Source organism: Nitrospina gracilis 3/211 (genome assembly GCF_000341545.2).
Lineage (GTDB): Bacteria > Nitrospinota > Nitrospinia > Nitrospinales > Nitrospinaceae > Nitrospina > Nitrospina gracilis.
The window spans coordinates 2,340,815-2,366,400 of the sequence record NZ_HG422173.1 but is presented as its reverse complement, the minus strand read 5'-3'; the positions used below and the strand labels follow the sequence as shown (position 1 = coordinate 2,366,400).

Genomic DNA, 25,586 nt, shown 5'->3' with positions numbered 1-25,586 from the left:
GGCATTTGTCCTTTGCCTGATTCTAGTGTCCTGCTCTCAAGGCGAAACCCCAAACGAGCAAAACCAGGCCCCCTCCATTGCCGAAATCGAGCAGGAGGCAGGCCCTGGCCCTGTTGCCGCCCAGCCACCGAAACGGGTGGAACCGGTGGTGCTGACGGAAGAGGATAAAAAAATCGCCGCAATGGCTCCGGAAGGCATGGTCTTCATTAAGGGCGGTTGTTTTATCATGGGGAACAACAACGCCCAGGTGGATGAAAAATTCGAGCGCGAAGTATGCCTCGAGGACTTTTTTATGGACCAGTATGAGGTGACACAGGAGCGCTGGGAGCGGGTGATGGGCTTCAACCCGTCCAAGTTCATCGGACCCACACACCCGGTGGAACAGGTCAATTACTACGACATTCAGAAATTCCTCAAAAAGAGCAACGGCGCCTGCCGCCTGCCCACGGAAGCCGAATGGGAGTACGCCGCCCGTGCGGGAGCGGAAACCCGTTATTACTGGGGCAACGTGATGGATGGCGAATACGCGTGGTTCATGGATAATGCGGAAGGGACCACCCACCCGGTCGGACAGAAAAAACCGAACGCTTTCGGTCTTTACGACATGATGGGCAACGTCTGGGAATGGACAGAGGACTGGTGGCAGAATGTGTACCCGTCAGAGAAATTGAAGGATCCTACCGGGCCCAATACCGGCGAATACAAGGTGATCCGAGGGGGTTCCATTGTTTCCTCCGCCGGGGCTCTGCGCCTGACCAACCGCACCTGGTTGAATCCCAAGAATCGTGTGTACTCAAAAATCTCCACCTACGGCGGATTGGTGAATGAGAAATTCAATTTCATTGGGTTCCGTTGCGTTGTCTCGGCCGATACGTGGCTCAAGTCGCAACCGGTACGCAAAGTAACCACTGAAGGGGAGGGGGGACTCTCTCCGAACCCGCCGGAAGCTACGGCTCAGCCCTGAGCCACAGCCCGCGTCACTGCTGGCATTCCTTGCAGATTCCGAACAGATCCAGTTTGTGGGAGGTCATTTTGAAGCCGTTTTTTTGGGCGACTTCTTCCTGTAGTTTTTCGATGACTTCGTTGTGGAACTCAATGATCTTGCCGCATTCCGTGCAGATCATGTGATCGTGGTGTTCGTGGGCGTAATTCATTTCGTACCGCTTCTGTCCGTCGCCGAAATCCAGCTCGGCCGCCAGGCCGCTTTCGGTCAGCAGGGAAAGTGTACGGTACACGGTGGCGAGGCCGATCTTCGGTTCCTTGGCGGAAACGATCTTGTATAGCTCCTCGGCGCTGACGTGATCTTCACAATTCAGAAACGCTTCCAGCACAGCCCGGCGCTGTTTGGTGATTTTCAGATTGTGCTGGGAAATGTACTTTTCGAGTACTTCCTGTTCTTTGTTACTCATAAATCAGCCTCCCGAACGAAAATCTAGCACTATGGGTGCATGGAGTCAACCGCGGCATAACGGGGTGTTGAAACGATTTCGGATTCAAGGGGTTTTCAAATGGGTTTCTATCATTTCGATGCATTGATCGGAGTCAATCGAGACCTGTTGACCATCCGTCATATTCTTTAAAAAATACGTTCCGCTTTCGATTTCATTGTCGCCGATGATGAGGACAAAGCGGCATTCCTGGCGGTTGGCTTTTCGCATCTGACTCTTCATGCTCCCGCCTTCGTAGTCCAACTCAACGTACCAACCGGCGGCGCGCAGTGTCTGGATTAGTGCCTGCCCGCGCCGCTTCGCCTTTTCGCCCATCAATACGGCAAACAGATCGGGTTTCTTCGCGATGTCCTGCCAAGTGGATTCTGGCAGGGTTGCGATGAGCCGCTCCACACCGACGGCGAAACCGAAACAGGGGGTGGGCGGCCCGTCGAACTCCTCCACCAAAGTGTCGTAGCGGCCGCCGCCGCAGATGGCGTTCTGTGAGCCGAGTCCTTCCGTACCCACCACCTCGAACGTCGTGCGGGTGTAGTAATCAAGTCCCCGGACCAGCTGGGTGTTCAACGTGAACGGGGTGTCCATGCTGGTGAGCGCCTCCTGCACGGCGGCAAAGTTCTCACGACACCCTTCGCACAAGTGATCCGATATGCGCGGAAGGGTGAGGGCGATCTCCCGGTCCCGTTCCACCTTGCAGTCAAGGACGCGCAGGGGATTGCGCTCGTATCGCGAGGTGCAGTTACTGCACAATTCGTCGAGGTGCTTTCGGATGGCGTCTTTGAGTAACTCGCGGTAAGGCGGACGGCATTCCGGACAGCCCAGCGAGTTGATCTGCAACTCGACACCGTTCAGACCCAGGTCGCGAAACAGGGCGATGAGCATGGTCATGACTTCGGCGTCGACCAGCGGGCTCGCCGAGCCCAGCGCTTCCGCACCGATCTGGTAAAACTGGCGGAAGCGTCCCGCCTGCGGCCGTTCGTAACGGAACATGGGGCCCATGTAATACAGCTTCACCAACTGGGCCTGGCCGTGCATTTTATGCTGGATGTACGAACGTACGACCGAGGCCGTGCCCTCCGGGCGAAGGGTGATTTCATCACCGCCGCGATCGGTGAAGGTGTACATCTCTTTTTCGACGATGTCGGTGGTCTCGCCGATACTGCGTTTGAACAGGCTTGTGCTTTCGAAAATGGGCAGGCGGATCTCCTGAAACCCGTAAGGTGCAAGCACCCGCCGGGCGGCCGCTTCCACCTTGTGCCACTTTTCGATCTCACCGGGAAGAATGTCTTTGACGCCGCGTATGCTTTGAATTTTCATTTAACGGTTGGGCTGATCAGGTTTTGGTTGCGGGAGGAGGCAGGCACCGTCACGCAAGCAATGCATGCGCGCGGTCCATGTCCTCCGGGCTGCCGATATACAGGGGAACGCGCTGGTGAATGTCTGTGGGCTTGATATCCAGAATGCGTTCTTTTCCGTTGGAGGCCTTGCCGCCCGCATTCTCCACGATCATCGCCATCGGTGCGGCTTCGAAGGCATAACGCAGTTTCCCTTCCGGACTTTTCTTGTCTCCGGGATACATGAAGATGCCGCCCTTCAGCAGGGTGCGGTGGAAGTCCGCCACCAGCGACCCGATGTAGCGGAGCTTGTAGGGCCGCTTCGTTTCTTTGTCGTTTTCCTTAAGATACTCGACGAGTTTTTTCTGCGGCTCCTGCCAGACCTGCGAGTTGCCTTCGTTTACACTGTAGGTCGATCCCTGCCGGGGAATTTTCATGTCCTGCGTGGAGAGAAAAAATTCTCCCAGTGCGGGGTCCAGGGTGAAGGTGTGCACTCCGTTGCCGGAAGTGTATACGAACAGTGTGCTGGGTCCGTATATGATGTATCCCGCCGCCACCTGCTGGTGACCCGGTTGAAGGAGATCGTCGTCGGTGACGTCCGGTCCCGGGCTTTGCTTGCGGTACACGGAGAAAATGGAGCCGATGTTGACATTGACGTCGATATTTGACGATCCGTCCAGCGGATCGACCATGAAGATGTACTTGCCTGCACGGTCCGGTGGGATGATGACAGGCTTTTCGTTTTCCTCGGAGGTGATGGCGCAGATGTTGCCGGATTCCCCCACCAGCTTGATGAAAATGTCGTTGGCGTAGTCGTCGAGTTTCTGGACCTCCTCCCCCTGCACGTTGACGCGGCCGGACATGCCCAGAATATCCTCGCCCAAACCCGCGTTGTTGACCTGAAGGGACACGATCTTGGCGCCCACCAGCACTTCGTTCATGAGGTTGGTGAACTCGCCCGTGGCGCCGGGAGTCATTTTCTCCTGGCGCCGGATGAACTGCACCAGCGTGGTTCTATCCATATATAAGACTCGTTATTTTTTGGGACCGCAGGGAACCGACGAAGTACAACCATCGCCGGAAACAGGCGTGATTGTATCCCATTTACCGGGTTTCCTCAACGATGCTTTAGTGAATGGTTTGTGGGGAAGGAGGCGTGCGGTTGTCAGGCCACCTTCTGTGTTTTGGCCTGACGTTTGCGCTCGTTTTCGTCTAGGTACTTCTTGCGCAGACGGATGCTCTTGGGCGTGATCTCAGCCAGCTCGTCCTCGTTCAGAAAGCCGAGCACCTGTTCGAGGCTCATGATGCGGGGCGGAGTCAGGATGACGGTGTCGTCGGACCCGGACGCGCGCATGTTGGTCAGCTTTTTTTCCTTGCAGATGTTGACCACAAGGTCGTTGTCCTTCGCGTTTTCGCCGATGATCATGCCGGTGTAAACCGGTTGGCCGGGACCGACGAACAACTGGCCCCGGTCCTGCAGGTTGAAGATGGAGTAACCCGTGGTCTGCCCGTTTTCCAGCGCGATCAGGGCGCCGCGCAACCGTTTGGCAGAACCGCCCATGAATGGCACGAAAGTTTCGAACGTATGTTGCAGCGTACCGGTTCCCTTGGTCATGGTCAGGAAATCGGACTGGAACCCGAACAGGAACCGCGTGGGCACGTGGTACTCGAGGCGCACGTGGCCGTCGTCCATGTGAATCATGTTCTTGAGTGAGCCCTTTCGGGTACCGAGGGCTTCCATCACTTTGCCGGAATAAGTTTCTTCGACGTCGATGACGACAAATTCCATCGGCTCGTGCGTCTTGCCGTCGATTTCCTTCAACAGGACCTGCGGGCGCGAAATGCTGAATTCGTATCCTTCGCGGCGCATGGTTTCAATGAGGATGCCGAGGTGCAACTCGCCGCGACCGGAGACCTTGAATTTGTCGCCCGCGCCGGACTCCTCGACTTTCAACGCGACGTTCGATTTGACTTCCTTCATCAGCCGCTCGCGCAAATGACCGGAGGTGAGGAATTGTCCGTCCTTGCCGGAGAACGGAGAATCGTTGACCGAAAAATAAATCGACATGGTCGGCTCGTCGATGCGGATGAGCGGCAACGGTTCCGGGTGTTTGCTGTCGGCGATGGTCTCGCCGATGTCGACGTCCTTCATGCCCGCGATACCGATGATGTCGCCCGCTTCCGCCGACTGCACCTCGGTGCGGGTGAGTCCGTCGTAGGTGTATGTTTTCATCATCTTGAACGTTTCTTTTGAACCGTTTCGCCGGATGAGGGTGCAGGGCACATCGGCACGGAAGCGACCGCGTTCGATCTTGCCGATGGCAATACGACCCACGTAGTCGTTGTAATCAATCGACGTCACCTGCATCTGGAACGGGGCTTCGGCATCGCCGTTGTGCGGCGGCACTTTCTCGACGATGAGGTCGAGCACCGGCGTCATGTCCCCCGGTTCGGAATCAAGAGTGCGTTTGGCAAACCCCAGCTTGGCGGAGGTGTAAACGATGGGGAAGTCCAACTGGTCGTCGGTGGCGTTCAGGTTGACGAAAAGGTCAAACACCTGGTCCACCGCGCGGTCCGGGTTGGCTCCGGGACGGTCGATTTTGTTGATGACGACAATGGGCTTGAGTCCCAGTTCCAGCGATTTTTTCAACACGAACCGCGTCTGCGGCATGGGCCCTTCCGCAGCGTCCACAAGCAGAAGCACACCGTTGACCATTTTCAGGATACGCTCCACCTCGCCGCCGAAATCGGCGTGGCCGGGCGTGTCCACGATGTTGAGCTTATGTCCCTTGTAAAGGATGGACGCGTTCTTCGAGAAAATGGTGATGCCGCGTTCGCGCTCGAGGTCATTGCTGTCCATGACGCAGGAGCTGTGCTCCGTGCCTTCGCGGAACATGCCGCTATGCTCCAGCAGGCGGTCGATGAGGGTGGTCTTGCCGTGGTCAACGTGTGCAATGATGCCGATATTTCTAATATGATCCGTTTTCATGAGCTCCGTTCGCTGTCAGCGGTAAAAGTAGGTGATTGCGGTTTGTATCGAACCCGGGAGGGCAGGGGGAACCCTGGAAGGTTTCGATTATTGTTCAATTATATGATATTATAGCGTAACTTATTGATTTAAAACAATCTGGCCTTTTGCTCCATGGATTCCAGCCTGAAACAGTTTGTCGAGTACCTGACTGTCGAGAAGCGGCATTCGCCGCATACGGTGGCGGCCTACCGGCGGGACATTGCTTCGTTTCTGGACGCCTTCTCCGGCGTGACTCTACATTGTATCACCTCTTCGCAGGTTCGAGAATACTTTTTAACGCTTCAAAACAGTGGGCTGGCCAGCCGGTCCATTGCCCGGGCCCTGTCTTCCATCAAGGCGTTTTACCGATTTCTCGTGAGGGAGAACCTGGTGGCAACCAACCCGGTGGATATTCTGGAGTCCCCCCGCCTGTGGCGCAAACTGCCGGGGATTCTGTCCTTGGCGGATGTTGAGGCTCTGCTGGAAGCCCCCGACCCTGCGACGCCGCGGGGCATCCGCGATCGAGCCATGCTGGAGTTGTTGTACGCGACGGGTCTTCGCGTCTCGGAACTGGTGACGCTCCAAACCACAAACCTGCACCTGGAAGTGGGCTACCTTCGGTCGTTCGGAAAGGGTGATAAGGAAAGGGTGATCCCGATGGGCGAAGCGGCGCGCCGGTTGGTTAATTTATATATTCAGGAAGTTCGTCCTAAATACTTGAAAAATAAAAGTTCGAATTTTTTATTTTTGACCCGGCTGGGTGCCGGGATGACGCGCCAGGGGTTCTGGAAACTGATCAAGCAGTACGCCAGGCAGGCTGGAGTGAACGTGTCGGTTTCTCCACATACCCTGCGTCATGCATTCGCCACGCATCTTTTGGAGCGGGGAGCCGATTTGCGCTCGGTTCAACAAATGCTGGGTCATTCGGATATTGCGACCACGCAAATTTATACCCATATTCTTCAGGAGAGGATGCGGGAAATACTGGACCGGCACCATCCACGGGCCTGAGTTCGCGGAGCGGAAATTTTGCTTGACGGACTACCCCTTTAAAGCTAAGATTTTGAAACATTTACCTGCCCGCCCATTCAGGTTCCATACCCAATCAGACCGCACATTACGGGACAGTCATGAGTCTGATCATTGATATTGATGACATTCCGGAGGACGAGCCTCTGGATTTGAGCCTGACGGAATCAGCGGATCAATTCACCGTAGACCCGGAAACGGGTGCATTTAAGGAAGCGGTGCAGGTGACCGGCAACCTGATCCGTTCCAACCGCGACGTTTATCTGGCAGGTCAGGTAAGAACGGTCATGGCCATGACCTGCTCGCGTTGTCTGGAATCATTTCGGTTCGACGTCGAAACCCCGATCCGTGCCACGTTCATTCCGGCGCCGGATCCGGACAGTCTGGAAGTGGAGCAGGAACTGGTCGATTCGGATATCGAACTCGAATATTATACGGATCAGAAAATTGACTTGACTCAACCGGTTTACGATCAGATTATGTTGAGTCTTCCCATGGTCCAATTGTGCCGGGACGATTGCAGGGGGATCTGCCCGAAATGCGGTGCGTCCCTGAACCGGGAATCCTGCCGGTGCGAAGGGGATGAAGACATTGACCCCCGTCTGGCCGTATTGAAACAATTAAAAGAAAAGTTGAAATAATCAGGAGCCATCATGCCCGTACCCAAGAAACGAACATCCAAATCCCGCAAAGGCATGCGCCGGTCGCACGATTCCCTGACGGTTACAGGGTTCGGAGAATGCCCGCAATGTCACGAGTTCAAGCGTCCCCACCACGTGTGTCCTCACTGCGGTTACTACAAAGATAAAGAAGTGATCGAAGTCGAAGCCCTTTAATTGCGTGCGGGAAAGCGTTTGCTTTCCAGTATGCAAGGCTTCACCGGATACCGTTCCATACCAAGTTCGAGGAATGCCTGAAGAGCGTTCCCTTCCTGCCCCAAACAGTCTAGTCATAACGTTGAGGGCCGTTTGAAGGACCGGAGGAGTGCAGACCTGAGATGAAAATCGTCGTAGATGCCATGGGAGGGGATTTTGCCCCGCAAGCGGTGGTAGAGGGAGCCGTTCTGGCCACCCGCGAATTCGGGTTTCCCGTCATCCTCGTTGGCCTGTCTGACGCAATTCAGGAAGAACTGGACAAATACGAGGACGCTAAAAACCTGCCCATCGAAGTGCACCACGCCGACGAAGTGGTGGAAATGCACGACAGCCCCAGCAAGGCCTTGCGGACGAAAAAAAAGTCCTCCATGAAAATCGGTTTGGACCTGGTCAAGGAAGGAGAGGGCGAAGCCTTCATCAGTGCCGGCAACACCGGAGCGGTCCTCGCGTATTCCACCATCATCCTGCGTCCGCTCAAGGGGGTGGACCGTCCGGCCATTGCCATCCAACTGCCCACACTGCAGGGATCGGCAATTCTCCTCGACGCCGGGGCGAACGTGGATTGCAAATCCAACCAGCTTTTCCAGTTTGGCATTATGGGCCATGTTTACGCCAAGTACATTCTGGGCCTGGATGAGCCCGGGGTGGGACTGCTCAGTATCGGCGAGGAAGACGGCAAGGGCAACGAAGTGACCAAGGAAGCTTTTCGATGGCTTTCGAAATCCCACATCCGTTTCATCGGCAACGTCGAGGCAAAGGAAGTATATCGTGGAAATGCCGATGTCATCGTCTGCGACGGCTTCACCGGAAACGTGGCGCTCAAGATCAGTGAAAGCCTGGCGGAGATGATTGGAACCAACCTGAAAACCCTATTCACCAGCGGCATCGTGCCCAAGATGGGCTACCTGATGCTGAAAGGCCGTTTGCGCGAATTCAAAAAATCGGTGGACTACTCGGAAGCGGGCGGAGCTCCCCTGCTCGGGGTCAATGGCGTGGTCATCATCGCCCACGGCAGTTCCAATGCCAAGGCGGTAAAAAATGCGATCCTCCGCGCTCACGAATTCGTAGAAAAGAAAGTCAACCAACATATCCGCGAAGACATCGAATACAATCTGGACAGCAAAGGTTCATTCTGGCAGCACATCAAGGAAATTGTGGCGGGACACGATGAAAACGGGGGCGTTCCCAACAAGACACCCACGTCACCCAAAGCCGTGTTGGAAGAGTCCGAGGAAGAGCTTGAACCTGAAACCACGGATGAAACCCCTACGGAAGAGCCGGACAAGCCGTAACCGCTGCACCCAACCTTTTTCTCCTATCTATGAAAGCACGATCACCCTTCAATGCAGAGTTAGTCGGGACGGGAATGTACGTTCCGGACAATGTCGTCACCAACTTTGATCTCGAAAAGAATTTAGATACATCAGACGAATGGATTCGAACCCGCACCGGCATCGTGGAGAGGCGGATCGCCAGGAAGGACGAATCCGCCTCGACCATGGGTATCGCTGCCTCAATGATGGCACTGAAGAACGCCGGAATGGAGGCGGGCGAACTCGACATGATCATCGTCTGCACCTCGACGCCGGATGTCATTTACCCCGCCACTGCCTGCTTCGTGCAGAAAGAACTCGGCGCGAAAAAAGCCGCAGCCTACGATATTGCCGCAGTCTGCTCCGGTTTTGTTTTCGGGCTTTCCATTGCGGAGCAGTACATCAAAAGCGGCCGCTATGAAAATATCCTCGTCATTGGAACAGAAGTCAATTCGCGGGTCATGGACTGGACCGACCGAACCACCTGCGTGTTGTTCGGTGACGGCGCAGGAGCCGCCATTCTCCGCCGAACTGAAAAGCCGGAACCCTGCGGTATCCTGTCCTCTCATATTTATTCCGACGGCACGCAGTCGGACTTGTTGATCGTTCCTGGTGGCATTGGTAAAACCTCGTTTACCTATCAGGGTATCGACGACAAGCTTTATTGCCTGAAAATGTCCGGCCAGTCTACTTTCAAGGTTGCGGTCAGGCGAATGAGTGAAGTTTCGCGGGAGGCCCTTGCGCATAACGGCCTGTCCAACGAAGACGTTGCTCTAGTCGTTCCACACCAGGCCAACCAGCGGATCATAGAAGCTGTGGCGGACAAGCTTGAAGCGCCTTTGGAAAAAGTCTTCGTAAACATTCACAAATACGGCAACACGGGCTCCGCTTCCATTCCCATCGCCCTGCATGAGGCGCGGGAAGCCGGATTCACACCTGCGGGCAGTGTCACTCTGCTCACGGTTCTGGGGGCCGGGTTGACGTGGGGATCGGTGGTGATCAAATGGTAAAGACCGCGTTCTTGTTTCCGGGGCAGGGTTCCCAGTTTGTTGGCATGGGGAAAAATTTTTACGACTCCGATCCCGAATGCCGCCGCATGTTTGAGGAAGCCGATGAAATCCTGGGTGATTCCATCAGCGAGGTATGTTTTCAGGGTCCCGAAGAAAAACTGAAACTCACTGAAAATACACAGCCTGCGCTTTTGATCCACAGTATAATTGCCTTGAAACGGCTCCGCGATCATGGTATTAATTCCGTGCTGGCGGCTGGCCACAGCCTGGGTGAATTTTCTGCCTTGGTGTGTGCCGGCACCCTCCGTTTTGGAGATGCCGTGCATCTCGTCCGCCAACGTGGGCGCTTCATGCAGGAAGCGGTTCCTGTGGGGGTCGGCGCCATGGCGGCGATTATCGGGTTGTCCGCCGAACAGGTCCAGCAACTCTGCCTTTCTGCGTCCTCAGAGGATGCTATCGTTCAACCTGCAAACCTCAACAGTCCGGAGCAAATCGTCATTGCCGGTCATAAGGAACCGGTGGAGGCCGTCTCGGAGAAGGCGCGCGAACAGGGTGCGAAAAAAGTCGTGGCCCTGCCCGTCAGCGCCCCCTTTCACTGCAAGTTGATGGAACCCGCGGCAATGCGCTTGAAAGCGGAGATGGAAAAAGTTGAATTTAAGGATGCAAGCATTCCTGTGATAACCAACGTGGAAGCGGCTCCAAATAATTCGGGCGACAAGGCCCGGGAACTTCTGTTTAAGCAGGTCTGTTCCCCCGTCCGCTGGACCGAGACCATGCAGTGCGTGATCGATCAGGGAGTGGAAGCGGTGGTGGAACTGGGATCGGGCAAGGTCCTTTCCGGTCTCATGAAACGGTTCAGCAAGGACATCCGCTGTTACCAGGTTGGTGATGAGGAGTCGCTGGCCAAAACCGTGGCCGAATTGAAATAACTTTCAAACGGAATGGATATGGAACTCAAAGACAAGGTAGCGCTGATAACCGGCGGCGCGCGCGGAATCGGCCAGGTGGTCGGCGAGATGCTTGCCAAAATGGGGGCCCATGTGGTGCTGGCGGATGTCAACAAGGACGGCGCCGAGCAAGCAGCCGAAGCCATCTGTAAAAACGGTGGATCGGCTTCCGCCGCAGGGCTCAATGTGGCTTCCGCAGAAGAGGTTCAAAAAGTTTTTGACTCTATCTCCAAAGAATTTAAACTGTTGGATATTTTGGTCAACAACGCCGGGATCACCCGTGATGGGTTGTTGATGCGCATGAAAGAGGAGGACTGGGATCTGGTTCTTTCCATCAACCTCAAGGGCTCTTTCCTCTGCACTCAGCAGGCGGTCAAACAAATGATCAAACAAAAGGACGGGGCGATTGTCAATGTCGCGTCCATCGTCGGGGTGATGGGTAATCTGGGACAGGCTAACTATTCTGCATCCAAAGCCGGCCTGATTGGATTGACCAAAACCACTGCCCGCGAAGTGGCGAGCCGGGGTATCCGCGTCAACGCCATTGCGCCGGGTTTCATCGATACCGATATGACACGCCAGTTGAAGGATGATGTGCGCGAGCAGTTGATCGGGCAGATCCCCATGGCGCGTCTCGGCCAGCCGCAGGATATTGCGGACAGTGTTGCGTTCCTTGTATCCGATCGGGCTCGTTATATCACCGGTCAGGTCATCAATGTTAATGGTGGGATGTTAATGTAACATCTTTGAGGAGTCTCAAAATATGTCAGTAGAACAAAAGGTAAAGGAAATTATCGTAGAACAGCTGAATGTGGATGAAAATCAGGTGAATGGCTCCGCATCATTTATCGATGACCTCGGTGCGGACTCACTGGATACGGTGGAACTGGTCATGGCGTTCGAGGAAGCGTTCGACATTGAAATCCCGGATGAGGAAGCCGAGAAAATCGCCACGGTACAAAACGCCATCGATTATATCAACAACCACACCAACTAACTCTTTTTGATATGACCCGTCGTGTTGTTGTTACAGGCCTTGGAATGCTGTCTCCGTTGGGGATTGGCGTTGATGCCAACTGGGATGCGGTCTGCCGGGGAAAATCCGGCATTGACTACATCACCCGGTTCAACGCCCAGGATTTCCCGGTGCGCATTGCCGGAGAGGTGGAGGGGTTCGATCCTGCGGATTACATCGAACCCAAAGAGATCAAAAAGATGGATACGTTTATCCATTATGCGGTCGCCTGCTGCCGTTTTGCGCTGAAAGACTCCGGCCTCGAAATCACCGAGGCCAACGCGGACCGTGTCGGCACGTTGATCGGTGTCGGTCTGGGCGGTCTTCCTGCCATTGAAAAATACCACGAGGTCTATCAGAACAAGGGAGTTCGAAAAATCACGCCGTTCTTTATTCCGATGCTCATTCCCAATATGGCATCGGGTCAGATTTCCATCATCTTTGGTACAAAGGGACCCAATACCTGTGTGGTGACGGCCTGCGCCAGCGGGACGCATGCCATTGGCGATGCGTTCAAGATGATTCGTGATGGAGTGGCGGATGCCATGATAGCCGGCGGTTCGGAATCGGTCATCACGCCCCTCGCCATCGGCGGATTCGCTGCGGCCAAGGCGCTGTCAACACGAAATGACGACCCCAAAGGAGCGAGCCGTCCGTTCGATAAAGACCGAAACGGGTTTGTCATGGGTGAAGGATGTGGTGTGTTGATTCTTGAAGAAATGGAATCCGCAAAGAAACGCGGTGCCCGCATTTATGCCGAAGTTGCTGGATACGCCCTCAACAGCGATGCGTATCATATGACCGCGCCTTCAAAAGATGGAGAAGGCGCCGCCAAATGCATGGAGTTGGCATTGGAGGATGCAAAGATGAATCCGGAAGAGGTGGATTACATCAATGCTCACGGTACCTCCACGGGAGCGGATTTCACTGAAACGACCGCGATCAAATCGGTATTCAAGGACCACGCGTATAAATTGCAGGTCAGTTCCACAAAATCCATGACCGGCCATCTGCTGGGAGCTGCGGGCGGGGTGGAAGCGATTTACAGCGTACTGGCCATGCACCATGGTGTCATTCCACCCACTATCAATTACACAACGCCGGATCCGGATTGCGATCTCGATTATGTTCCCAACACCGCTCGGGAAACCAAAGTCCGGGCGGCACTTTCAAACTCCTTCGGCTTCGGCGGAACCAACGGTGTGGTGATTTTCAAACAACCGACGGACTGATGAAACACGGTAGGCCTCATGCTGTCGAAGGAACGCATCGATGAGCTGGCACAACTCCAGATAAACCTGGGGTACACTTTTAAGGATATCCTGCTCTTAAACAAAGCCCTCACCCACAAATCCTACGTCAACGAAAAATCCGAAGCGATTAAGAACAACGAACGGTTTGAATTCATGGGGGACTCCGTTCTGGATGTCGTGGTCAGCCATTACATGGTGAAAACTTTCCAGGATTTTTCAGAAGGGCTGCTTTCCAAGATACGTGCCGCGGTGGTCAACGAAGCCTGCCTTGCAGGTCTGGCGCGCGATATCTGTCTGGGTGATTATCTGCTTCTCGGCCGGGGAGAAGACCTCACCGGGGGGCGGGACAAGAATTCTATTCTGGCAAACGCGTTTGAGGCCGTGGCGGGCGCCGTCTATTTCGACAGTAACCTGGAAACTGCTTATGACGTATTCCTTCCCAGGTTAAAAAAAGAAATCGCCCAATATGCCAAAACAAGCCGTTTCCGCGACTTCAAAAGCGAACTCCAGCATTTCTCACAGAATACCCTCAACTGCATTCCGTTTTATAAAGTGGTGAAAGAAACCGGACCGGACCACGAAAAGCAATTCGAGGTTGTTGTGCGGACCAATGGTGAGGAACAGGGACGGGGTGCCGGACGAAGTAAAAAAGAAGCAGAGCAGGCGGCTGCACGAAGTGCACTCGAACACCTGAACCCTGAATTCAAAGAAAACGGGGGATGAAAAATCCCTCCGTTCAGGGATGTGTACCTTAAGGAGGAGGCCCGGATGTTCAGAATTTTGCGGGCCTCATGAATTTTTGCAATTGAATTTGGTTTTTACCGATCTTTAAACTTTTGGGGGATGATATGGTAACGGTTGGCATGAATTACAAAGTGATCAACGGCAAGGAAGAAACTTTTGAAAATGCATTCAATAACGTCCTAAAGGTAATGGCTGAAATGGATGGACACACCAAGACGGCTTTATATAAGGATGTAAACGATCCCCAACAGTACCTGATCGTCTCCGACTGGAATTCTGAAGAGGCCTACAATGCATTTCTGAACAGTGACAAGTTTGCCGGGGTGGTGAACTGGGGGAAGGAAAATATTTTGGCAGGCCGCCCCTCGCACACGGTTTACCGCCAGTAGGAGGTCACCGTAGATTCGGCAGGTCAGGGATTTTCCACAGACCGGTATTGGATTTCCCCGTTGCGGATGCTTTTAAGCAGTTTCTTGTGAAAGTGCTCGGTGTCGTGGGGAGGGAAGTCGTCGACCCGCCAACGGACGCGTACCAGCTTGCCGTCCGGATGGCTTATAATCTCTCGGACTTCACCGTTATTGCGCGACAGCGGTTCGTACAGATGGTCTCCCACTTTCAGTTTGATTTTATCCATATCCCGTTTGCTTGGTTTAAATCTGTATTCATTATACTTGTATCGCTCCCATTAATAAATCGATGCGTGCATGATACAACAGGAGGACCGAAATGGCTTACATCACCATGGCCGCTATGTACCCAACGATGACTTCAGGTAAAGTTGATGAATTCCTGGTGGATATTGGCGATACCATCAAGAAGGGAATGCCTGTAGCGGAAATCGTCGCCGAGGGTTATTTTACCCTGATATCTGAATATACCGGAACCATTAAAGAAATTTATGTGGGTGAAGGGGAATACGTGGAAGTAGACACTCCAATCATTGAAATCGAGGAAGAAGAGGGCGAATGAAATAAGCCCAACCGGTTTAGATCAGAGAAAAAACGAGGGAAGTGGTCATGAGGTAGATGAACAGCCCGGCGATGTCGTTGATTGTGGTCACTACCGGTCCGGTGCTGATGGCGGGGTCGATATCCAGCTTTTTAAAAACCCATGGCGTCAACGATCCAATGAAGGCGGCCATGGAAACCGCCAACACGATTCCCAGACCCACGGAAAGCCCGAGCATGGGATTGGAGTCAAGCAAGGTTTTGGCAATGGTCAATATGATCAGGCCACATACCATTCCGAAGATCAGCCCGTGGCACATTCCGACTTTCACTTCACTGCGAATGACGCTTTTCAGGTTGTCGTCCTGGATATCACCCGTAGCCAGTCCCCGGACGATCACTGTTGCCCCCTGCAGCCCCACATTCCCCGCCAGCCCCAGCACAAACGGAATAAAAACAGGACCATTGAAAATTCGTTCAGCGTGAACTCGAATACTTTCAGGATGTAGGCGCTCACCATACCGCCGACAAAAGTGGTCAGCAGCCAGGGTGCCCTTGCCGCAAGTTTGGATCGGGTGGTCTGCGCAAAGGCATCGACTTTGGCTGAAGCGCCGACCATGGTGTAGATGTCTTCGCTTGCCATATTCTTAAGGCCGCGCAATACGTCGTCAAAACTAATGATACCGTGCAGGACGTTTTGTTCATCCACTACGGGGATGGTGCTGATGTGCTCATGGTCCATCTCGTTGGCGACCATTTCGCAGGAGTCATCGAGGTTCACGTGAGGCGTATGTTCCCAGACAATGTCGGTGGCCATGGCTTTGGGAGGCGCGTTCAGCAGGTCCCGCAAGGTGAACGTCCCCATCAATTCGCGGGAATCATTCACTACGTAAAAGTTAGTGCCGTACTCCTGTTTGTTGTGACGCAGGAAATTCATCAGAATGTCGCCCGCAAGTTCGTGGGGAAGGACCTGGTTGAAATTGGGGCTCATCAGGCCACCGGCGGTTTCTTCTTTATAGCTGAGCAGATTTTTGAGAGTCTGGGCTTCGTCGGGTACCATTTGCTCCAGGATTTTTTCCTGGATCTCGGGTCCCGCCTCCTGGAGAATATCGACTGCCTCGTCTTTCGGCATGGCCTCCAGGAACTGCGCCATGTTTTCGTGGCCCAATTCATCAATTAAGATACTGCGGCTTTCCGTATCTGTTTCGTAAAGCACCTCCTGCTTTTTGATGTCATCGCCAAGTAGTTGAAAAATTTTGACTTTTTCTTCATCCGTCAATTGGTGCAACAGTCGCGCAATCTCGAAATGGTCAATCTGATTGACCGCTTCGAGCAGGTGTTCGGGCGGTGTTTCCGGATTTTGCAGGATTTCTTTTAAGTTATCGACAGGCATGGGTTTCTGGTAAAATAGTGTGCATAAGGCTTTAGTCTAACACACTCTTAAATCCTATAGAGGCTTTGAAGATAAATGGTTATAGGCGGAATGTCGTCTGACGAGGCAAAAAGGCTTAAAGAAATCCGCAAACGAAAATCCGGACGGGTTCGGACCAAACGGGCGACGCTTTTGTCTGAAAAAACCAAAGAAAGCGTTCTCAAAAAATTCGATAAGGAACACGAGCCCGAAACCCGGTCCAAGGAGGTGGAAAATCTTGACGAGCATGTCAAGATGAACGACTCCTACATGCGCACCGGGTGGTATGTTCCGAAAAAAAAATAGGGGAGGTATTTCTTTCTGGCCTATTTGAGGGCCCGCCTCCTTGGTCCGATCCAAATTGGATATGATAGGAAAGGCCCGCGCCAAGGCGCGGGTTTTTCTTTTTACATGTGTTTCTGCAGCAGCAGAGGTTCATGGGTGAGCCATATTTTGGCTCCGCACACATTCACGAACACCGGTGGGGAAGCCTTGAACAATTCCAGATGGGCCTGCTTCAGGTTCTCCGGCCGGGTGGGGCTGTCGCCGAACAGTTCCCTTTCTTCCTGCATGATTCCATTCAGGTAATTATCCACGCCATCCTTGGTGCTCACCCCTTCGAAGTATCCACGGATCAGGGGGTCTTTCAGACTGCTCAGGTCCTTTGCGGTTTTACGCAACAGCAATTTGATGCCACGGGAGGAGGATGATTCGAACAGTCCGGCCCGGATGCAGGCGCGTTTGGATTTGCCCGGCTCGAATGTCCATTTCTCCAGTGCTTCCTTGGAATATCCCATGGCCCCGTAACTCCCGAGCTGGTGCCGGGTGGTGTAAAAAGTGGAGTAGCTCACCACTGTGCCGATGTCCATTTCCTGCTCGAGAGCCACCATGGGATCGAAAGAAACGCGGTTGGACGCCTTAATCTGTTCCGGTGTGGTTTCACGGATGGCGAAACCAACGGCTCCCAATGCAGTTGCATAAAAAAGGTATTCGAACTTTCCCTCTCCCAGTTCCTTCAGTTTTTGGCGGCACTGGGAATCCGTGATATCCCCAAACACCGTTTCATCGGCACCTTCGATCTGAATTCCGGTGTCTTCCTTTCCAAACCAGTTTGCTATGATGCGGGCTTCCTTGCCCTGTGTTTCCCGCACTGCTTCGATAGCGGCCTGTCCCATGACACCGGTTCCACCTATTACGAGATAGTTTCCCATGGCTCTCCTTTGGTTTCGATTGATTCGGATTTGATTTGTGTATGCGAGAATCAGGAACCGCCGACACTGCCGTCGAAATCCCATCGCGGCACCTGGTGGATTTCCCACAACCCGAGGGAGAGGTTGGTGTCGTCGATTTCCAGTTTGTCGATCTCATTCTTCAACTTGACGGCCTGTTGTAATTGATCTTTACGCGGGGCCTGATCGATTTGGATGGCGAGCTCCTTGTATCGAAGCAGGTAATCCCCAGCACGGCGGATGGATGCCTTTACGGATTTCAAAATGAGTTTTCGGCTCAGATGTTTTAAGGAAAAATCCGCAAACGCAAACCATTCATCAATTTCTTCGTGGCTGATACCGAGGACCCGAAGCTCTTTCCGGAATTTTTTCTTGCCTTTTTCCTCGATGTTGTTGGTGACGTATTTAGCCAGGTCGTTGGGCGGTACCCCGTCCAGTGTCTGGCAGAGGTAATTGCTGATAAAGATCAGTTCGTTGATCTTGGATTCCAACTGCACCGCCTGGCTGGATTCCATTCTCAAATCGGGAGACCGCTCGAACAGAGACCACATTCCCCCGAGGTCGATGACAAACTCCTTTTTTTCTGAAGGGGCGTGACGTGTGAGAGACAGGCGGCAACCTTGTCCTCCACAGAGCTGCCCTCAGCCGGAAGGAGCAATGTCAGGCAAACCGCGAGGGTGGCGGATTTTAAAAAGGTATGGAGCATGTTTTGAGACCCCGGTTTGATGGCAGACACGCCTTCATCTTGCCCGGACTGCGGTGGACAAAGCTCCAAAATGTAAGTAATTAAATCCCAGCACATCCCGCAAGTCAACGCCCTTTTTTACTGTGGGGAGTAGAGGGTGTATCACCTGCCGGAATAAGGGGTGTCTCCCATTTTAAGAAGGGTTTTGAATTCCACCTCTTTGAGAGGCATTACCGAGAGTCGGGATTGTTTGATGAGTGCGATGTCCTTTAATTTTGAATTGGCTTTGATTTCCTCCAGTGTGACGGATTTGTTGAATGCTTTGGCCGGCTTGAGATCCACCACAACCCAGTTGGAATCGTCCGAAGTGGGGTCCGGGTAGGCCTCTTTTGTTACTTTGGCAATACCCTTGATTTCCTTCCCCACAACACTGTGGTAGAAAAGGACCAGGTCCCCCTTTTTCATGGCCTGCAAATTGTTCCGGGCCTGGTAATTGCGGACTCCGTCCCAGAAGGTCCCGCCATCTTTGACTAACTGCTCCCAGCTGTAAGCGGAAGGCTCCTGCTTGACCAGCCAGTAATTCATATTATCCCCCTGATTTTTAAGAAGTTATCCTTGCCGGGCCGTTGTTTGGCCTGAGGCCCCCTATTAAACAGGTATTTAGACCACTTGTTCAAGAAAAATCAAAAATACCGGGTTCTCCCCAACTTTTTGGATAATCTGATTGACTGGACCGGGGTAGAAAAATATAATCTGCAAATTCAATTAGTTTTAAACCAACCATCAATTCATTGGACCCACTGGTCCGATTTTGTTACCGGAGTGAGTCTGGCATGTATCGTCCTGAAATTAAAGTTCTCGATTGCACCATTCGTGATGGCGGATTGATGAACAATCATCAGTTCAGTAACGAACTGGTTCGCAAAGTGTACCAGGCGGCCAACGAAGCAGGGGTGGATTATATCGAACTGGGTTACAAAGCCGATGAAAACCAGTTCAATCGCAACGAATACGGTCCCATGAAATTCTGCACTGAAAAGGACCTGGAGGCCGTTGTTGATGGCATTGAAAAGAAAGCCAAACTTTCCGCCATGGTGGATATCGGTCGTGTCGACCCCGAATCCATCGTTCCCAAGGGGGAAAGCTACCTCGATATGATGCGGGTGGCGAGCTACGTCAAAGACATCGACAAAGCCATCGATCTGGTCAACCATCTGGAAGGCAAGGGATACGAGACGACAATCAACATCATGGCCGTCTCCCACGCCCGCGAGCGTGAACTGGACGAGGCCCTGGAACAGTTGGAAAAAGAGTGTAACACCCGCGTGATTTATCTGGTGGACAGTTTCGGTGCACTGTATTCCGAGCAGATTGCCTACCTTGCGAAGAAATATAAAAGTCTGTGTCCGAGCAAGGAAATCGGTATCCACGCCCACAACAACCAGCAACTGGCGTTCGCCAACACCATTGAGGCCATCATCAATAACGTCAATTACCTTGACGGTACGATTTACGGTATTGGCCGGGCCGCCGGCAACTGTCCTCTGGAATTGCTGCTGGGGTTCCTTAAAAACCCGAAATTCGACCTTCGACCCATTCTCGAAGTCATCGGTTCCGATTTCATCAAAATCAGCCAGCAGATCGAATGGGGATACTACATCCCGTACATGATCACAGGTGTGCTGGACGTCCATCCGCGCTTTGCCATGGCGCTGTTGAATTCAGACAAGCGGGATGATTTCCTCGAGTTTTACGAAAAGCTCATCAACGAATCCAACGTGTGAAGCATGTCCGGCACGGTGTTCGATCCGGACCGGTTTGCCCGCAAACCGGTGTTGGGAATCATTCGGGGAGTTGCGGATAACCAGCTTCCCGGGGTGCTGGAAGCGGTGGTGCGCTCCGGGGTCGAGTTCATTGAAATCACCCTGAACACCCCGGGAGCGGTATCGCTTCTCAAGCTGGCCGACCAGGAATTTTCGGATCGTTTGTGCCTGGGGGCGGGCACGGTGCTCACTCAACCCGAAGCCGAGACCGCTCTCTCTGCCGGGGCGCGGTTTCTGGTCAGCCCAACCGCTTCTGCCGATGTGGCCCGCTATTGCCGGGAACAGGAAATCCCGCATTTTCCCGGCGCCTTCACCCCAACGGAAATTCAATCTGCGTGGGAATCCGGCGCCTTCATGGTCAAGGTGTTTCCTTCTTCCGTTCTGGGCCCGGGGTATTTTCGCGAAGTCAAGGGCCCGTTCGACGGCATCCGCCTGATGGCCGTAGGTGGGGTCCGCGCCTCAAATGTCTGTGAATTTTTCGAAAAAGGCGCGTCCGCCGTGGCGGTGGGGGCGTCTGTATTTTCGGCGAAAAGGATGGCCAAGGGAGACCACGCTTCGATAGAAAAGGATTTAAAAGAAATTTTGTTTGAAGTGACAGGTTTTTTGAATAAAATTGACTCAGGCAACTGATATTACCCGTTTTTGGAGGACACCCATGAGCTTTGATTTTTTAAAACATGCTTCGAACTGGGAAGACGAAGAGTTGTTTGCGAAAATCTGCGAAGGCTTGGAAGAGGTGATCCGGGAGGCGCAGGCCGAAGCGGGTGAACAGAAAATCCATGACCTCGAACTCATGCAGGCGCTGGATTTCGTCGGGTTCAACCTGTTCCGCGACAACTGGGACGAATTCAAGAAAATGGACCTGCATCGCGACCTGAGTTACCTGAGCGACCCCAACCGCGACAAGAACTTCATCCACTGAAGCCGCCCGGTTTCGCAGCCCAGATCAGTTCTGGGACAGCTTGTCAATTTCCTCGATACGCTCCATCAGGTGGTGCATCTTTTTGTCGATGGCGACGATGTGCTGACCGATCTTCTCGATTTCCTTTTTTCCCGCGTCATGTAGATGGTCCGGCACTTGGCAAGGTGTGAGTTGATATGCTCGATCATGTCGTGGATCTGGTGACTTTCCTGCGACAGGTCGTCCGCCGTTTCCTGGATTTCGAGGATGGCGTCCACCGGCACCTCCTGCGCTTCTTCCTTCAGCCGTTCCTTCAGTTTTTTCGACTGGGATACCTTGCGCCGGTAAAGGGAAAGGGAAATACCTGAGAAAATGAGAAGGATCAATCCCACCGTGGATACATCCACCAGTACAAAAACAAGATCGCCGAAAAAACGCCCGGTGTGAATTTCGGTGAGCAGTTTCACCAGGTCCATGGTGAGGTGTGTTCCCGTTTTTTCACTCAGCATTTCCGCAAGTCCGGTGCTCTTCCAGTGTTTGCCTCCATCCAGCGACAACAGCACCTGGGTCCGACTCGCGGCCAGCATCATCGGCGCTTTCATATCCGATGGAAACTGGATGCTGATGAAGTCAAGGCCGATTTCATCGTCACCGTCAATCGACCGAACCTGCCAGTGGTCGCCACCATCGGCGGAGTGGTACAGGCTTTCCCGCGTGGCCGCATACAAATCTGTGGTCTGCCGGGGGTCCACAAACAGGCCATGGACGAAGGCGGTATTCAGGTTCTTATCATGAATCCAGTGAATCCCGTGGTTGAAGGATTTGTACAGCCCGGTTTCAAACCCGGCGTAAAGGAATTCAGGTTCGGTGTCCAGCGAGACCAGCGTTTTCAAACGAGAGGGCAGGGCGGTTTCCCATTGACGGGTCCAGGTTTCCCCTTCGTCCTGACTTCTGAAGATGCCGGAATCGGTCCCGATGTATATGGTCTTCCCCTTGGATGAGAAATGAATGAACCGCACGCTTTCTCTGCCGTCTTTCTTCTCAGGCTTGAAGGACGCCTGCCACATGTCACCCTCGTCATCGGATTTGTAAACGCCGTCTGCGGTGGCGGCGTAGAGCACCTCGGGATCGTTGGGGTCGAACTTCAGGTCACGTATGTCGATGTTGCGCAGTCCGGACGACTCTTCAATCCATCCGCCCCAGAAATCGCCGCCGGTTTCGGAAATATAAATACCCCGCTCCGTCGCGGCAAAAACAAGTTGCGGCATGATGGGATGGACGGCGATAGCCCGGACATTTTGATTGCGCAAGCCTTCATGCAGTTGCGTCCACGTGCTTCCACGGTCCTTGGACCGAAACAGACCGTTCTGCGAGCCGACAAACATAATGGAAGGGTTTTTCGGGTTCAGGGTCAGCGCCTGCAGGGCAAACCCCTCGCCGATCATTTTGAAATACTTGTCAGGGAGGTACTTGGCCTGGATTTCGATTTTATCAAGTTCCAGGCTGTCGCGATGCATGAGCAGGATGCCACTCACAGCCAGCATCAGAAAGAAAATGGCGCAGACGAATCCCGTCCACTTGTGGAAATTGCGCGAAGTTTTGAAAGACTGAAATCTCAATGCAGTCCTTTCTCCTTGGCGCCGATGGGTTGGGAGATACGGTCGTATTCGTCCTGCAACTGGTGCTCGAAGTATTTTACCTGATCGAACAGTTCGTGCACCTTTTCGTCGATTTCTTTCAGGTGCTGGGACAGTTCCTTCAAATCCTGGTCGCGCGTGTCTTTCAGGAAAATTTCACACCGCTTGGCATGGTGGGAGATATGCTCGACCAGATCATGCACACTGGTGATGTTTTTCTGCAGTTGATTGGTGCTGGTTTTCAGCTCCCGGGCGGCCTTCTCCTGTTTGATGATGAAGGTGTACACGATGGCGCCGGCGAATGCGAGCAGAAGGATCATCTGCCCAATGAATGTCTCCCAGGTGGGATACATGCCGAGCATGGAAATTTCCGGTGCGAATTCCGCCGGAGTGGCCGAGAGCTGGCCGCCCATCTGCAACTCGTGCAGTCCCTTGCCCATGAATACAAAGGCCATGAAATACAGGAACACGCTGGTCACGCCGAAGAACCACTTGATGGGCACGCGCACGCCCAGTTTGTTGATCATGAAGAAGACCACGGCCAGAACCGCACATCCGGCAAGAAATCCAGGAACGATGCCACCCGTGGTTTCTCCGGCGTACATGTACAGGGCCTTGTAAAACAGGACCGTCTCAAAGCCTTCCCGGTAGACAGAAAGAAATGCAACCACGCCCAGTGTCCAGGCGCTGCCTGTGCTCACCGCGTCCTGCATTTTATGCGTGATGTACTTCTGCCATTTGGCGGTTTCGATTTTGGAGATAAGCCAGTAGCTGACATAAAACAGGACCACCACGGCAATGAGCATGATCCAACCTTCCAGCAGCTCCTGACTGGCCATACTGATTTTCAGGATTTCCTGCAATATGTAGTAAGTGACGAAACTGCCGACGATGCCGATCCCGACCCCAACGTAAATGGTTTTCAACTTGTCCTGGTTGCGCGAGCGCACGAGGAAGGTGATGAGCGCTGCAATGATGAGGATTGCCTCAAAACCTTCCCGCACGATGATGGAAAAGGACTGGATGAACAGGCCGGTGAAGCCGATGTCCTGCGTCATCTCCGCTTTGCCTTCTGCGAGGCCGGACTTGATATCCTTCACTAGGTTTTCAACCAGGTCGCGCGGAGCATTGCGTTTCATTTCGGCCTGCAGGCGTCCAAACGACGATTCCAGACGCAGGCCCAGCTCCTTGTCCTTGGTAACCAGCGCCCCTTCTATTTTTTCGTAGGTCATGTACGCATCGAAAGCCTGTTCGGAGGCAAATTTGGCATCGCCTTCCTTGAACGTATTCCAGCTGGAATCGACCATCTTTTCCACCGACTCAAACGTCTTAAGGTACTGGTCCGATCCACCACCGGTAGCGGTTCCGGAGCCCGCAGTCACCAACGGCAGGTTGACGTTGTCGTTGGAAAAGGTGCGAATGAAGTATGTGACGTTCCAGATGTCCTGTTCGGAAAGTTGATCCGCCCAGCCCACCATGGCGGTGTTGGCGATGCCGACGTTGATGATTTGAAAATTGTCGTACGCTACGGTTTCCTTGTCGCCGGTGATGGCCGGATCTGCAAGCACGGCCGGCCTCGGTTCCAGTTGATGCGCCACCGGCCCGTCACCTTTCCCCGCCACTCCGTGACAAACCCTGCAGTTGCTCATGTAGATTTCCTGGCCGCGGGCCAGGTCGACCGGATCGGAGGGTGTCTGGCTGATCTGGATTGCGAATTCGCGCACCAGGCCTGAGTTGATGGTCTGTACCTGGGATCGGATCTGAGCCGGGTCCTTCCTGTCCTGGATTTCCTGTTTCAGGATTTTGTATTTGTCCGCAATTTCCTTTGCACCCTGTGCCGATGCGGCTTTGTCGGATACGGACTGAAACCGCTCGAACGCCTGGTCCAGAAACACCTTGCTTTCTTCATATTCTGCGGCATTGATCACCTGTCCGTTGGCAATGCCTTCCGTGTACTCCTTGTCTACGATGTTCATCATCATGATGACTTTTTTGATTTTGGACTGCACCGCGGCGGTATCTGCCTGCGCGAATGCGAAACCAGGCATAATCAGTGCGAAAAGAATCAAGACGGCAGGGATGCAATGGATGAAGATGGAAAAATTTTTGTGACCCGAAGTTTGTTTTTTCATCAAATCAGAAAAGAAGAAGGGTTCCGGCACAATTCTGGAGTGTCCGTATATCCAAATATATTAAAATGAGAATTATTATCAATATTATGATTAACTTATTGAATTGTCAACGAATTAACCGGAAATGCAAAATGCCTCTGGAATCGAAAAATCTCCATGAAATTAAATGTATAGTGGGGTTGTGCGGGGCCTCCAAATTGACTTTGAATGAGGTTTGACCGCCCCTTGGGACAACCGGATTATCTCCTTCTTGGGTGAATGGACGTTGGGGAACGGGACTAATGTGAACCTTTTGGTATCTTCGTGTTTCAGGTCCATCCGCTTATGGTTTTTCCCAGCCATTCTTGCTGTTCGGTCCAGACTTTGTCGGGGAGGCCTGCTAGCATGGAACAGAGTTACCCAGGGCTTACCCATCATGGCTTCAAAGCATTTTGCCAGACGTGGGTGAACAGCTTGGTTTTTTTTCAGAAATTCATAAGTCCGTCTTGGGTGGTGGGGCCTGTATAATTTTAAAATCAGAATTTTAATTAAATATTTTGAATGTGATAGGGTACTCGAACCATGGCGGAAAATACGACAACGACTGTACAGGAAGTTTACGCGGAGTTGGTGGCGCGTTTGAAAGAAATTCATGACATCCACAGTGTCATGGGCATTCTGCACTGGGACCAGGAGGTCATTATGCCTCCGGGCGGGGGGGATTCCCGTGCCCAGCAACTGGCGACCCTCGCCGGTCTCTCGCACGACAAGTTCACTTCGCCTGAAATCGGAGAATGGCTGGGTCAACTGGAAGCCACGCCGGAATCGGAATTCAACCCAATCGAACTTTGCAACATCCGCGAAACC

General features: G+C 53.2%; 29 protein-coding genes and 1 pseudogene. 18 read left to right on the top strand and 12 right to left on the bottom strand.

The genetic code is table 11. From position 1 onward, the window contains the following. The coding region (locus TX82_RS11300) for a formylglycine-generating enzyme family protein (RefSeq protein ID WP_338038043.1) at positions 1–964 on the top strand (964 nt) is incomplete at its 5' end. A 13-nt stretch (positions 965–977) separates the two neighbouring features. On the opposite strand, the gene TX82_RS11295 is transcribed toward TX82_RS11300, so the two are convergent. From TX82_RS11295 to typA, 4 genes are all read right to left on the bottom strand, one after another. After that, complete coding sequence (locus tag TX82_RS11295) at positions 978–1,409, bottom strand: Fur family transcriptional regulator (RefSeq protein ID WP_005010582.1); 432 nt, start codon at positions 1,407–1,409, stop codon at positions 978–980. A gap of 84 nt (positions 1,410–1,493) precedes the next feature. Next, positions 1,494–2,762: a histidine--tRNA ligase gene (gene hisS, locus TX82_RS11290; protein WP_005010581.1), complete on the bottom strand. Its 1,269-nt coding sequence runs from the start codon at positions 2,760–2,762 to the stop codon at positions 1,494–1,496. Between the two features lie 49 nt (positions 2,763–2,811). Beyond that, complete coding sequence (gene fbp / locus TX82_RS11285) at positions 2,812–3,801, bottom strand: class 1 fructose-bisphosphatase (RefSeq protein ID WP_005010579.1); 990 nt, start codon at positions 3,799–3,801, stop codon at positions 2,812–2,814. A 143-nt stretch (positions 3,802–3,944) separates the two neighbouring features. After that, positions 3,945–5,768 (bottom strand): translational GTPase TypA, encoded by a 1,824-nt coding sequence (typA, locus tag TX82_RS11280; protein ID WP_005010577.1) that lies wholly within the window; start codon positions 5,766–5,768, stop codon positions 3,945–3,947. A 153-nt stretch (positions 5,769–5,921) separates the two neighbouring features. Between typA and xerD the strand changes: the two genes are divergently transcribed. The 11 genes from xerD to TX82_RS11225 all read left to right on the top strand — a co-directional run bounded on the left by xerD (position 5,922) and on the right by TX82_RS11225 (position 14,364). Further along, the gene (xerD, locus tag TX82_RS11275) at positions 5,922–6,800 is read left to right on the top strand and encodes a site-specific tyrosine recombinase XerD (protein WP_005010576.1); all 879 of its coding nucleotides are present in this window, start codon (positions 5,922–5,924) and stop codon (positions 6,798–6,800) included. Between the two features lie 119 nt (positions 6,801–6,919). Continuing rightward, entirely contained in the window at positions 6,920–7,459 is a 540-nt protein-coding gene (locus TX82_RS11270) for a YceD family protein (RefSeq protein ID WP_005010574.1), read from the top strand. A gap of 12 nt (positions 7,460–7,471) precedes the next feature. Then, positions 7,472–7,654, top strand: a complete 183-nt coding sequence (gene rpmF / locus TX82_RS11265; protein WP_005010573.1) for a 50S ribosomal protein L32 — start codon at positions 7,472–7,474, stop codon at positions 7,652–7,654. 161 nt (positions 7,655–7,815) lie between these two features. Beyond that, positions 7,816–8,985: a phosphate acyltransferase PlsX gene (plsX, locus tag TX82_RS11260; RefSeq protein ID WP_005010568.1), complete on the top strand. Its 1,170-nt coding sequence runs from the start codon at positions 7,816–7,818 to the stop codon at positions 8,983–8,985. A gap of 74 nt (positions 8,986–9,059) precedes the next feature. After that, on the top strand, positions 9,060–10,016 hold the full coding sequence (locus TX82_RS11255; protein WP_005010566.1) for a beta-ketoacyl-ACP synthase III: 957 nt from the start codon (positions 9,060–9,062) through the stop codon (positions 10,014–10,016). Next, positions 10,010–10,945, top strand: a complete 936-nt coding sequence (gene fabD, locus TX82_RS11250; protein WP_005010564.1) for an ACP S-malonyltransferase — start codon at positions 10,010–10,012, stop codon at positions 10,943–10,945. The genes TX82_RS11255 and fabD overlap by 7 nt, the downstream gene beginning before the upstream one ends. Positions 10,946–10,963: 18 nt before the next feature. After that, a complete protein-coding gene (gene fabG / locus TX82_RS11245) occupies positions 10,964–11,704 on the top strand; it encodes a 3-oxoacyl-[acyl-carrier-protein] reductase (RefSeq protein WP_005010562.1) in 741 nt (246 codons plus the stop codon). A gap of 22 nt (positions 11,705–11,726) precedes the next feature. Further along, a complete protein-coding gene (gene acpP, locus TX82_RS11240) occupies positions 11,727–11,960 on the top strand; it encodes an acyl carrier protein (protein WP_005010561.1) in 234 nt (77 codons plus the stop codon). 11 nt (positions 11,961–11,971) lie between these two features. Then, positions 11,972–13,210, top strand: coding sequence for a beta-ketoacyl-ACP synthase II (fabF, locus tag TX82_RS11235; protein ID WP_042251114.1), 1,239 nt, complete (start codon positions 11,972–11,974; stop codon positions 13,208–13,210). A gap of 18 nt (positions 13,211–13,228) precedes the next feature. Beyond that, on the top strand, positions 13,229–13,954 hold the full coding sequence (rnc, locus tag TX82_RS11230; RefSeq protein ID WP_005010557.1) for a ribonuclease III: 726 nt from the start codon (positions 13,229–13,231) through the stop codon (positions 13,952–13,954). A gap of 125 nt (positions 13,955–14,079) precedes the next feature. Further along, positions 14,080–14,364, top strand: coding sequence for an antibiotic biosynthesis monooxygenase family protein (locus TX82_RS11225; protein WP_005010555.1), 285 nt, complete (start codon positions 14,080–14,082; stop codon positions 14,362–14,364). A 23-nt stretch (positions 14,365–14,387) separates the two neighbouring features. Here the strand turns inward: TX82_RS11225 and TX82_RS11220 are convergent, their stop codons facing one another. Further along, positions 14,388–14,609 carry a hypothetical protein gene (locus TX82_RS11220; RefSeq protein WP_005010553.1) on the bottom strand — a complete coding sequence of 74 codons (222 nt, stop codon included), beginning with the start codon at positions 14,607–14,609 and terminating at the stop codon, positions 14,388–14,390. Positions 14,610–14,701: 92 nt separating this feature from the next. Between TX82_RS11220 and TX82_RS11215 the strand changes: the two genes are divergently transcribed. Beyond that, positions 14,702–14,944 carry a biotin/lipoyl-containing protein gene (locus TX82_RS11215; protein WP_005010551.1) on the top strand — a complete coding sequence of 81 codons (243 nt, stop codon included), beginning with the start codon at positions 14,702–14,704 and terminating at the stop codon, positions 14,942–14,944. Positions 14,945–14,960: 16 nt separating this feature from the next. Here the strand turns inward: TX82_RS11215 and TX82_RS16840 are convergent, their stop codons facing one another. After that, complete coding sequence (locus tag TX82_RS16840; protein WP_244875028.1) at positions 14,961–15,323, bottom strand: magnesium transporter; 363 nt, start codon at positions 15,321–15,323, stop codon at positions 14,961–14,963. After that, positions 15,320–16,315: a magnesium transporter MgtE N-terminal domain-containing protein gene (locus tag TX82_RS11210; protein WP_005010549.1), complete on the bottom strand. Its 996-nt coding sequence runs from the start codon at positions 16,313–16,315 to the stop codon at positions 15,320–15,322. Before TX82_RS11210 ends, TX82_RS16840 begins: the two co-directional genes overlap by 4 nt. A gap of 171 nt (positions 16,316–16,486) precedes the next feature. Between TX82_RS11210 and TX82_RS16350 the strand changes: the two genes are divergently transcribed. Next, complete coding sequence (locus tag TX82_RS16350; protein WP_187291959.1) at positions 16,487–16,639, top strand: hypothetical protein; 153 nt, start codon at positions 16,487–16,489, stop codon at positions 16,637–16,639. 101 nt (positions 16,640–16,740) lie between these two features. On the opposite strand, the gene TX82_RS11200 is transcribed toward TX82_RS16350, so the two are convergent. From TX82_RS11200 to TX82_RS11190, 3 genes are all read right to left on the bottom strand, one after another. Continuing rightward, a complete protein-coding gene (locus tag TX82_RS11200; protein WP_244875027.1) occupies positions 16,741–17,508 on the bottom strand; it encodes a hypothetical protein in 768 nt (255 codons plus the stop codon). Positions 17,509–17,594: 86 nt separating this feature from the next. Further along, positions 17,595–18,113 carry a hypothetical protein gene (locus TX82_RS11195; RefSeq protein ID WP_005010546.1) on the bottom strand — a complete coding sequence of 173 codons (519 nt, stop codon included), beginning with the start codon at positions 18,111–18,113 and terminating at the stop codon, positions 17,595–17,597. A gap of 296 nt (positions 18,114–18,409) precedes the next feature. Next, positions 18,410–18,832, bottom strand: coding sequence for an EVE domain-containing protein (locus TX82_RS11190; RefSeq protein ID WP_005010542.1), 423 nt, complete (start codon positions 18,830–18,832; stop codon positions 18,410–18,412). A 248-nt stretch (positions 18,833–19,080) separates the two neighbouring features. Here TX82_RS11190 and TX82_RS11185 point away from each other — a divergent pair, with 248 nt between their 5' ends. From TX82_RS11185 to TX82_RS11175, 3 genes are read left to right on the top strand one after another with little or no spacing between them, the layout of a single operon-like run. Beyond that, positions 19,081–20,031, top strand: coding sequence for an aldolase catalytic domain-containing protein (locus tag TX82_RS11185; RefSeq protein WP_005010538.1), 951 nt, complete (start codon positions 19,081–19,083; stop codon positions 20,029–20,031). A gap of 3 nt (positions 20,032–20,034) precedes the next feature. Then, positions 20,035–20,700 carry a bifunctional 4-hydroxy-2-oxoglutarate aldolase/2-dehydro-3-deoxy-phosphogluconate aldolase gene (locus TX82_RS11180; RefSeq protein WP_005010536.1) on the top strand — a complete coding sequence of 222 codons (666 nt, stop codon included), beginning with the start codon at positions 20,035–20,037 and terminating at the stop codon, positions 20,698–20,700. 25 nt (positions 20,701–20,725) lie between these two features. Further along, positions 20,726–20,992 carry a hypothetical protein gene (locus TX82_RS11175; protein ID WP_005010533.1) on the top strand — a complete coding sequence of 89 codons (267 nt, stop codon included), beginning with the start codon at positions 20,726–20,728 and terminating at the stop codon, positions 20,990–20,992. Between the two features lie 65 nt (positions 20,993–21,057). Here TX82_RS11175 and TX82_RS11170 read toward each other — a convergent pair whose 3' ends face one another. Then, positions 21,058–22,638, bottom strand: coding sequence for a YCF48-related protein (locus tag TX82_RS11170; RefSeq protein WP_244875056.1), 1,581 nt, complete (start codon positions 22,636–22,638; stop codon positions 21,058–21,060). Continuing rightward, the gene (locus TX82_RS11165; protein ID WP_237100743.1) at positions 22,587–24,656 is read right to left on the bottom strand and encodes a cytochrome c/FTR1 family iron permease; all 2,070 of its coding nucleotides are present in this window, start codon (positions 24,654–24,656) and stop codon (positions 22,587–22,589) included. The genes TX82_RS11170 and TX82_RS11165 overlap by 52 nt, the downstream gene beginning before the upstream one ends. A 645-nt stretch (positions 24,657–25,301) precedes the next feature. Between TX82_RS11165 and TX82_RS16835 the strand changes: the two are divergent. Beyond that, positions 25,302–25,586, top strand: a pseudogene (locus TX82_RS16835) (carboxypeptidase M32); the annotation flags it as partial.

What these genes read in the sequence shown, in the direction of transcription:
- TX82_RS11295 (WP_005010582.1), bottom strand. Translation starts at nt 1,409, where the DNA reads ATGAGTAACAAAGAACAGGAAGTACTCGAAAAGTACATTTCCCAGCAC.
- hisS (WP_005010581.1), bottom strand. Translation starts at nt 2,762, where the DNA reads ATGAAAATTCAAAGCATACGCGGCGTCAAAGACATTCTTCCCGGTGAG.
- fbp (WP_005010579.1), bottom strand. Translation starts at nt 3,801, where the DNA reads ATGGATAGAACCACGCTGGTGCAGTTCATCCGGCGCCAGGAGAAAATG.
- typA (WP_005010577.1), bottom strand. Translation starts at nt 5,768, where the DNA reads ATGAAAACGGATCATATTAGAAATATCGGCATCATTGCACACGTTGAC.
- xerD (WP_005010576.1), top strand. Translation starts at nt 5,922, where the DNA reads ATGGATTCCAGCCTGAAACAGTTTGTCGAGTACCTGACTGTCGAGAAG.
- TX82_RS11270 (WP_005010574.1), top strand. Translation starts at nt 6,920, where the DNA reads ATGAGTCTGATCATTGATATTGATGACATTCCGGAGGACGAGCCTCTG.
- rpmF (WP_005010573.1), top strand. Translation starts at nt 7,472, where the DNA reads ATGCCCGTACCCAAGAAACGAACATCCAAATCCCGCAAAGGCATGCGC.
- plsX (WP_005010568.1), top strand. Translation starts at nt 7,816, where the DNA reads ATGAAAATCGTCGTAGATGCCATGGGAGGGGATTTTGCCCCGCAAGCG.
- TX82_RS11255 (WP_005010566.1), top strand. Translation starts at nt 9,060, where the DNA reads ATGTACGTTCCGGACAATGTCGTCACCAACTTTGATCTCGAAAAGAAT.
- fabD (WP_005010564.1), top strand. Translation starts at nt 10,010, where the DNA reads ATGGTAAAGACCGCGTTCTTGTTTCCGGGGCAGGGTTCCCAGTTTGTT.
- fabG (WP_005010562.1), top strand. Translation starts at nt 10,964, where the DNA reads ATGGAACTCAAAGACAAGGTAGCGCTGATAACCGGCGGCGCGCGCGGA.
- acpP (WP_005010561.1), top strand. Translation starts at nt 11,727, where the DNA reads ATGTCAGTAGAACAAAAGGTAAAGGAAATTATCGTAGAACAGCTGAAT.
- fabF (WP_042251114.1), top strand. Translation starts at nt 11,972, where the DNA reads ATGACCCGTCGTGTTGTTGTTACAGGCCTTGGAATGCTGTCTCCGTTG.
- rnc (WP_005010557.1), top strand. Translation starts at nt 13,229, where the DNA reads ATGCTGTCGAAGGAACGCATCGATGAGCTGGCACAACTCCAGATAAAC.
- TX82_RS11225 (WP_005010555.1), top strand. Translation starts at nt 14,080, where the DNA reads ATGGTAACGGTTGGCATGAATTACAAAGTGATCAACGGCAAGGAAGAA.
- TX82_RS11220 (WP_005010553.1), bottom strand. Translation starts at nt 14,609, where the DNA reads ATGGATAAAATCAAACTGAAAGTGGGAGACCATCTGTACGAACCGCTG.
- TX82_RS11215 (WP_005010551.1), top strand. Translation starts at nt 14,702, where the DNA reads ATGGCTTACATCACCATGGCCGCTATGTACCCAACGATGACTTCAGGT.
- TX82_RS11210 (WP_005010549.1), bottom strand. Translation starts at nt 16,315, where the DNA reads ATGCCTGTCGATAACTTAAAAGAAATCCTGCAAAATCCGGAAACACCG.
- TX82_RS11200 (WP_244875027.1), bottom strand. Translation starts at nt 17,508, where the DNA reads ATGGGACAGGCCGCTATCGAAGCAGTGCGGGAAACACAGGGCAAGGAA.
- TX82_RS11195 (WP_005010546.1), bottom strand. Translation starts at nt 18,113, where the DNA reads ATGTGGTCTCTGTTCGAGCGGTCTCCCGATTTGAGAATGGAATCCAGC.
- TX82_RS11190 (WP_005010542.1), bottom strand. Translation starts at nt 18,832, where the DNA reads ATGAATTACTGGCTGGTCAAGCAGGAGCCTTCCGCTTACAGCTGGGAG.
- TX82_RS11185 (WP_005010538.1), top strand. Translation starts at nt 19,081, where the DNA reads ATGTATCGTCCTGAAATTAAAGTTCTCGATTGCACCATTCGTGATGGC.
- TX82_RS11180 (WP_005010536.1), top strand. Translation starts at nt 20,035, where the DNA reads ATGTCCGGCACGGTGTTCGATCCGGACCGGTTTGCCCGCAAACCGGTG.
- TX82_RS11175 (WP_005010533.1), top strand. Translation starts at nt 20,726, where the DNA reads ATGAGCTTTGATTTTTTAAAACATGCTTCGAACTGGGAAGACGAAGAG.
- TX82_RS11165 (WP_237100743.1), bottom strand. Translation starts at nt 24,656, where the DNA reads ATGCCTGGTTTCGCATTCGCGCAGGCAGATACCGCCGCGGTGCAGTCC.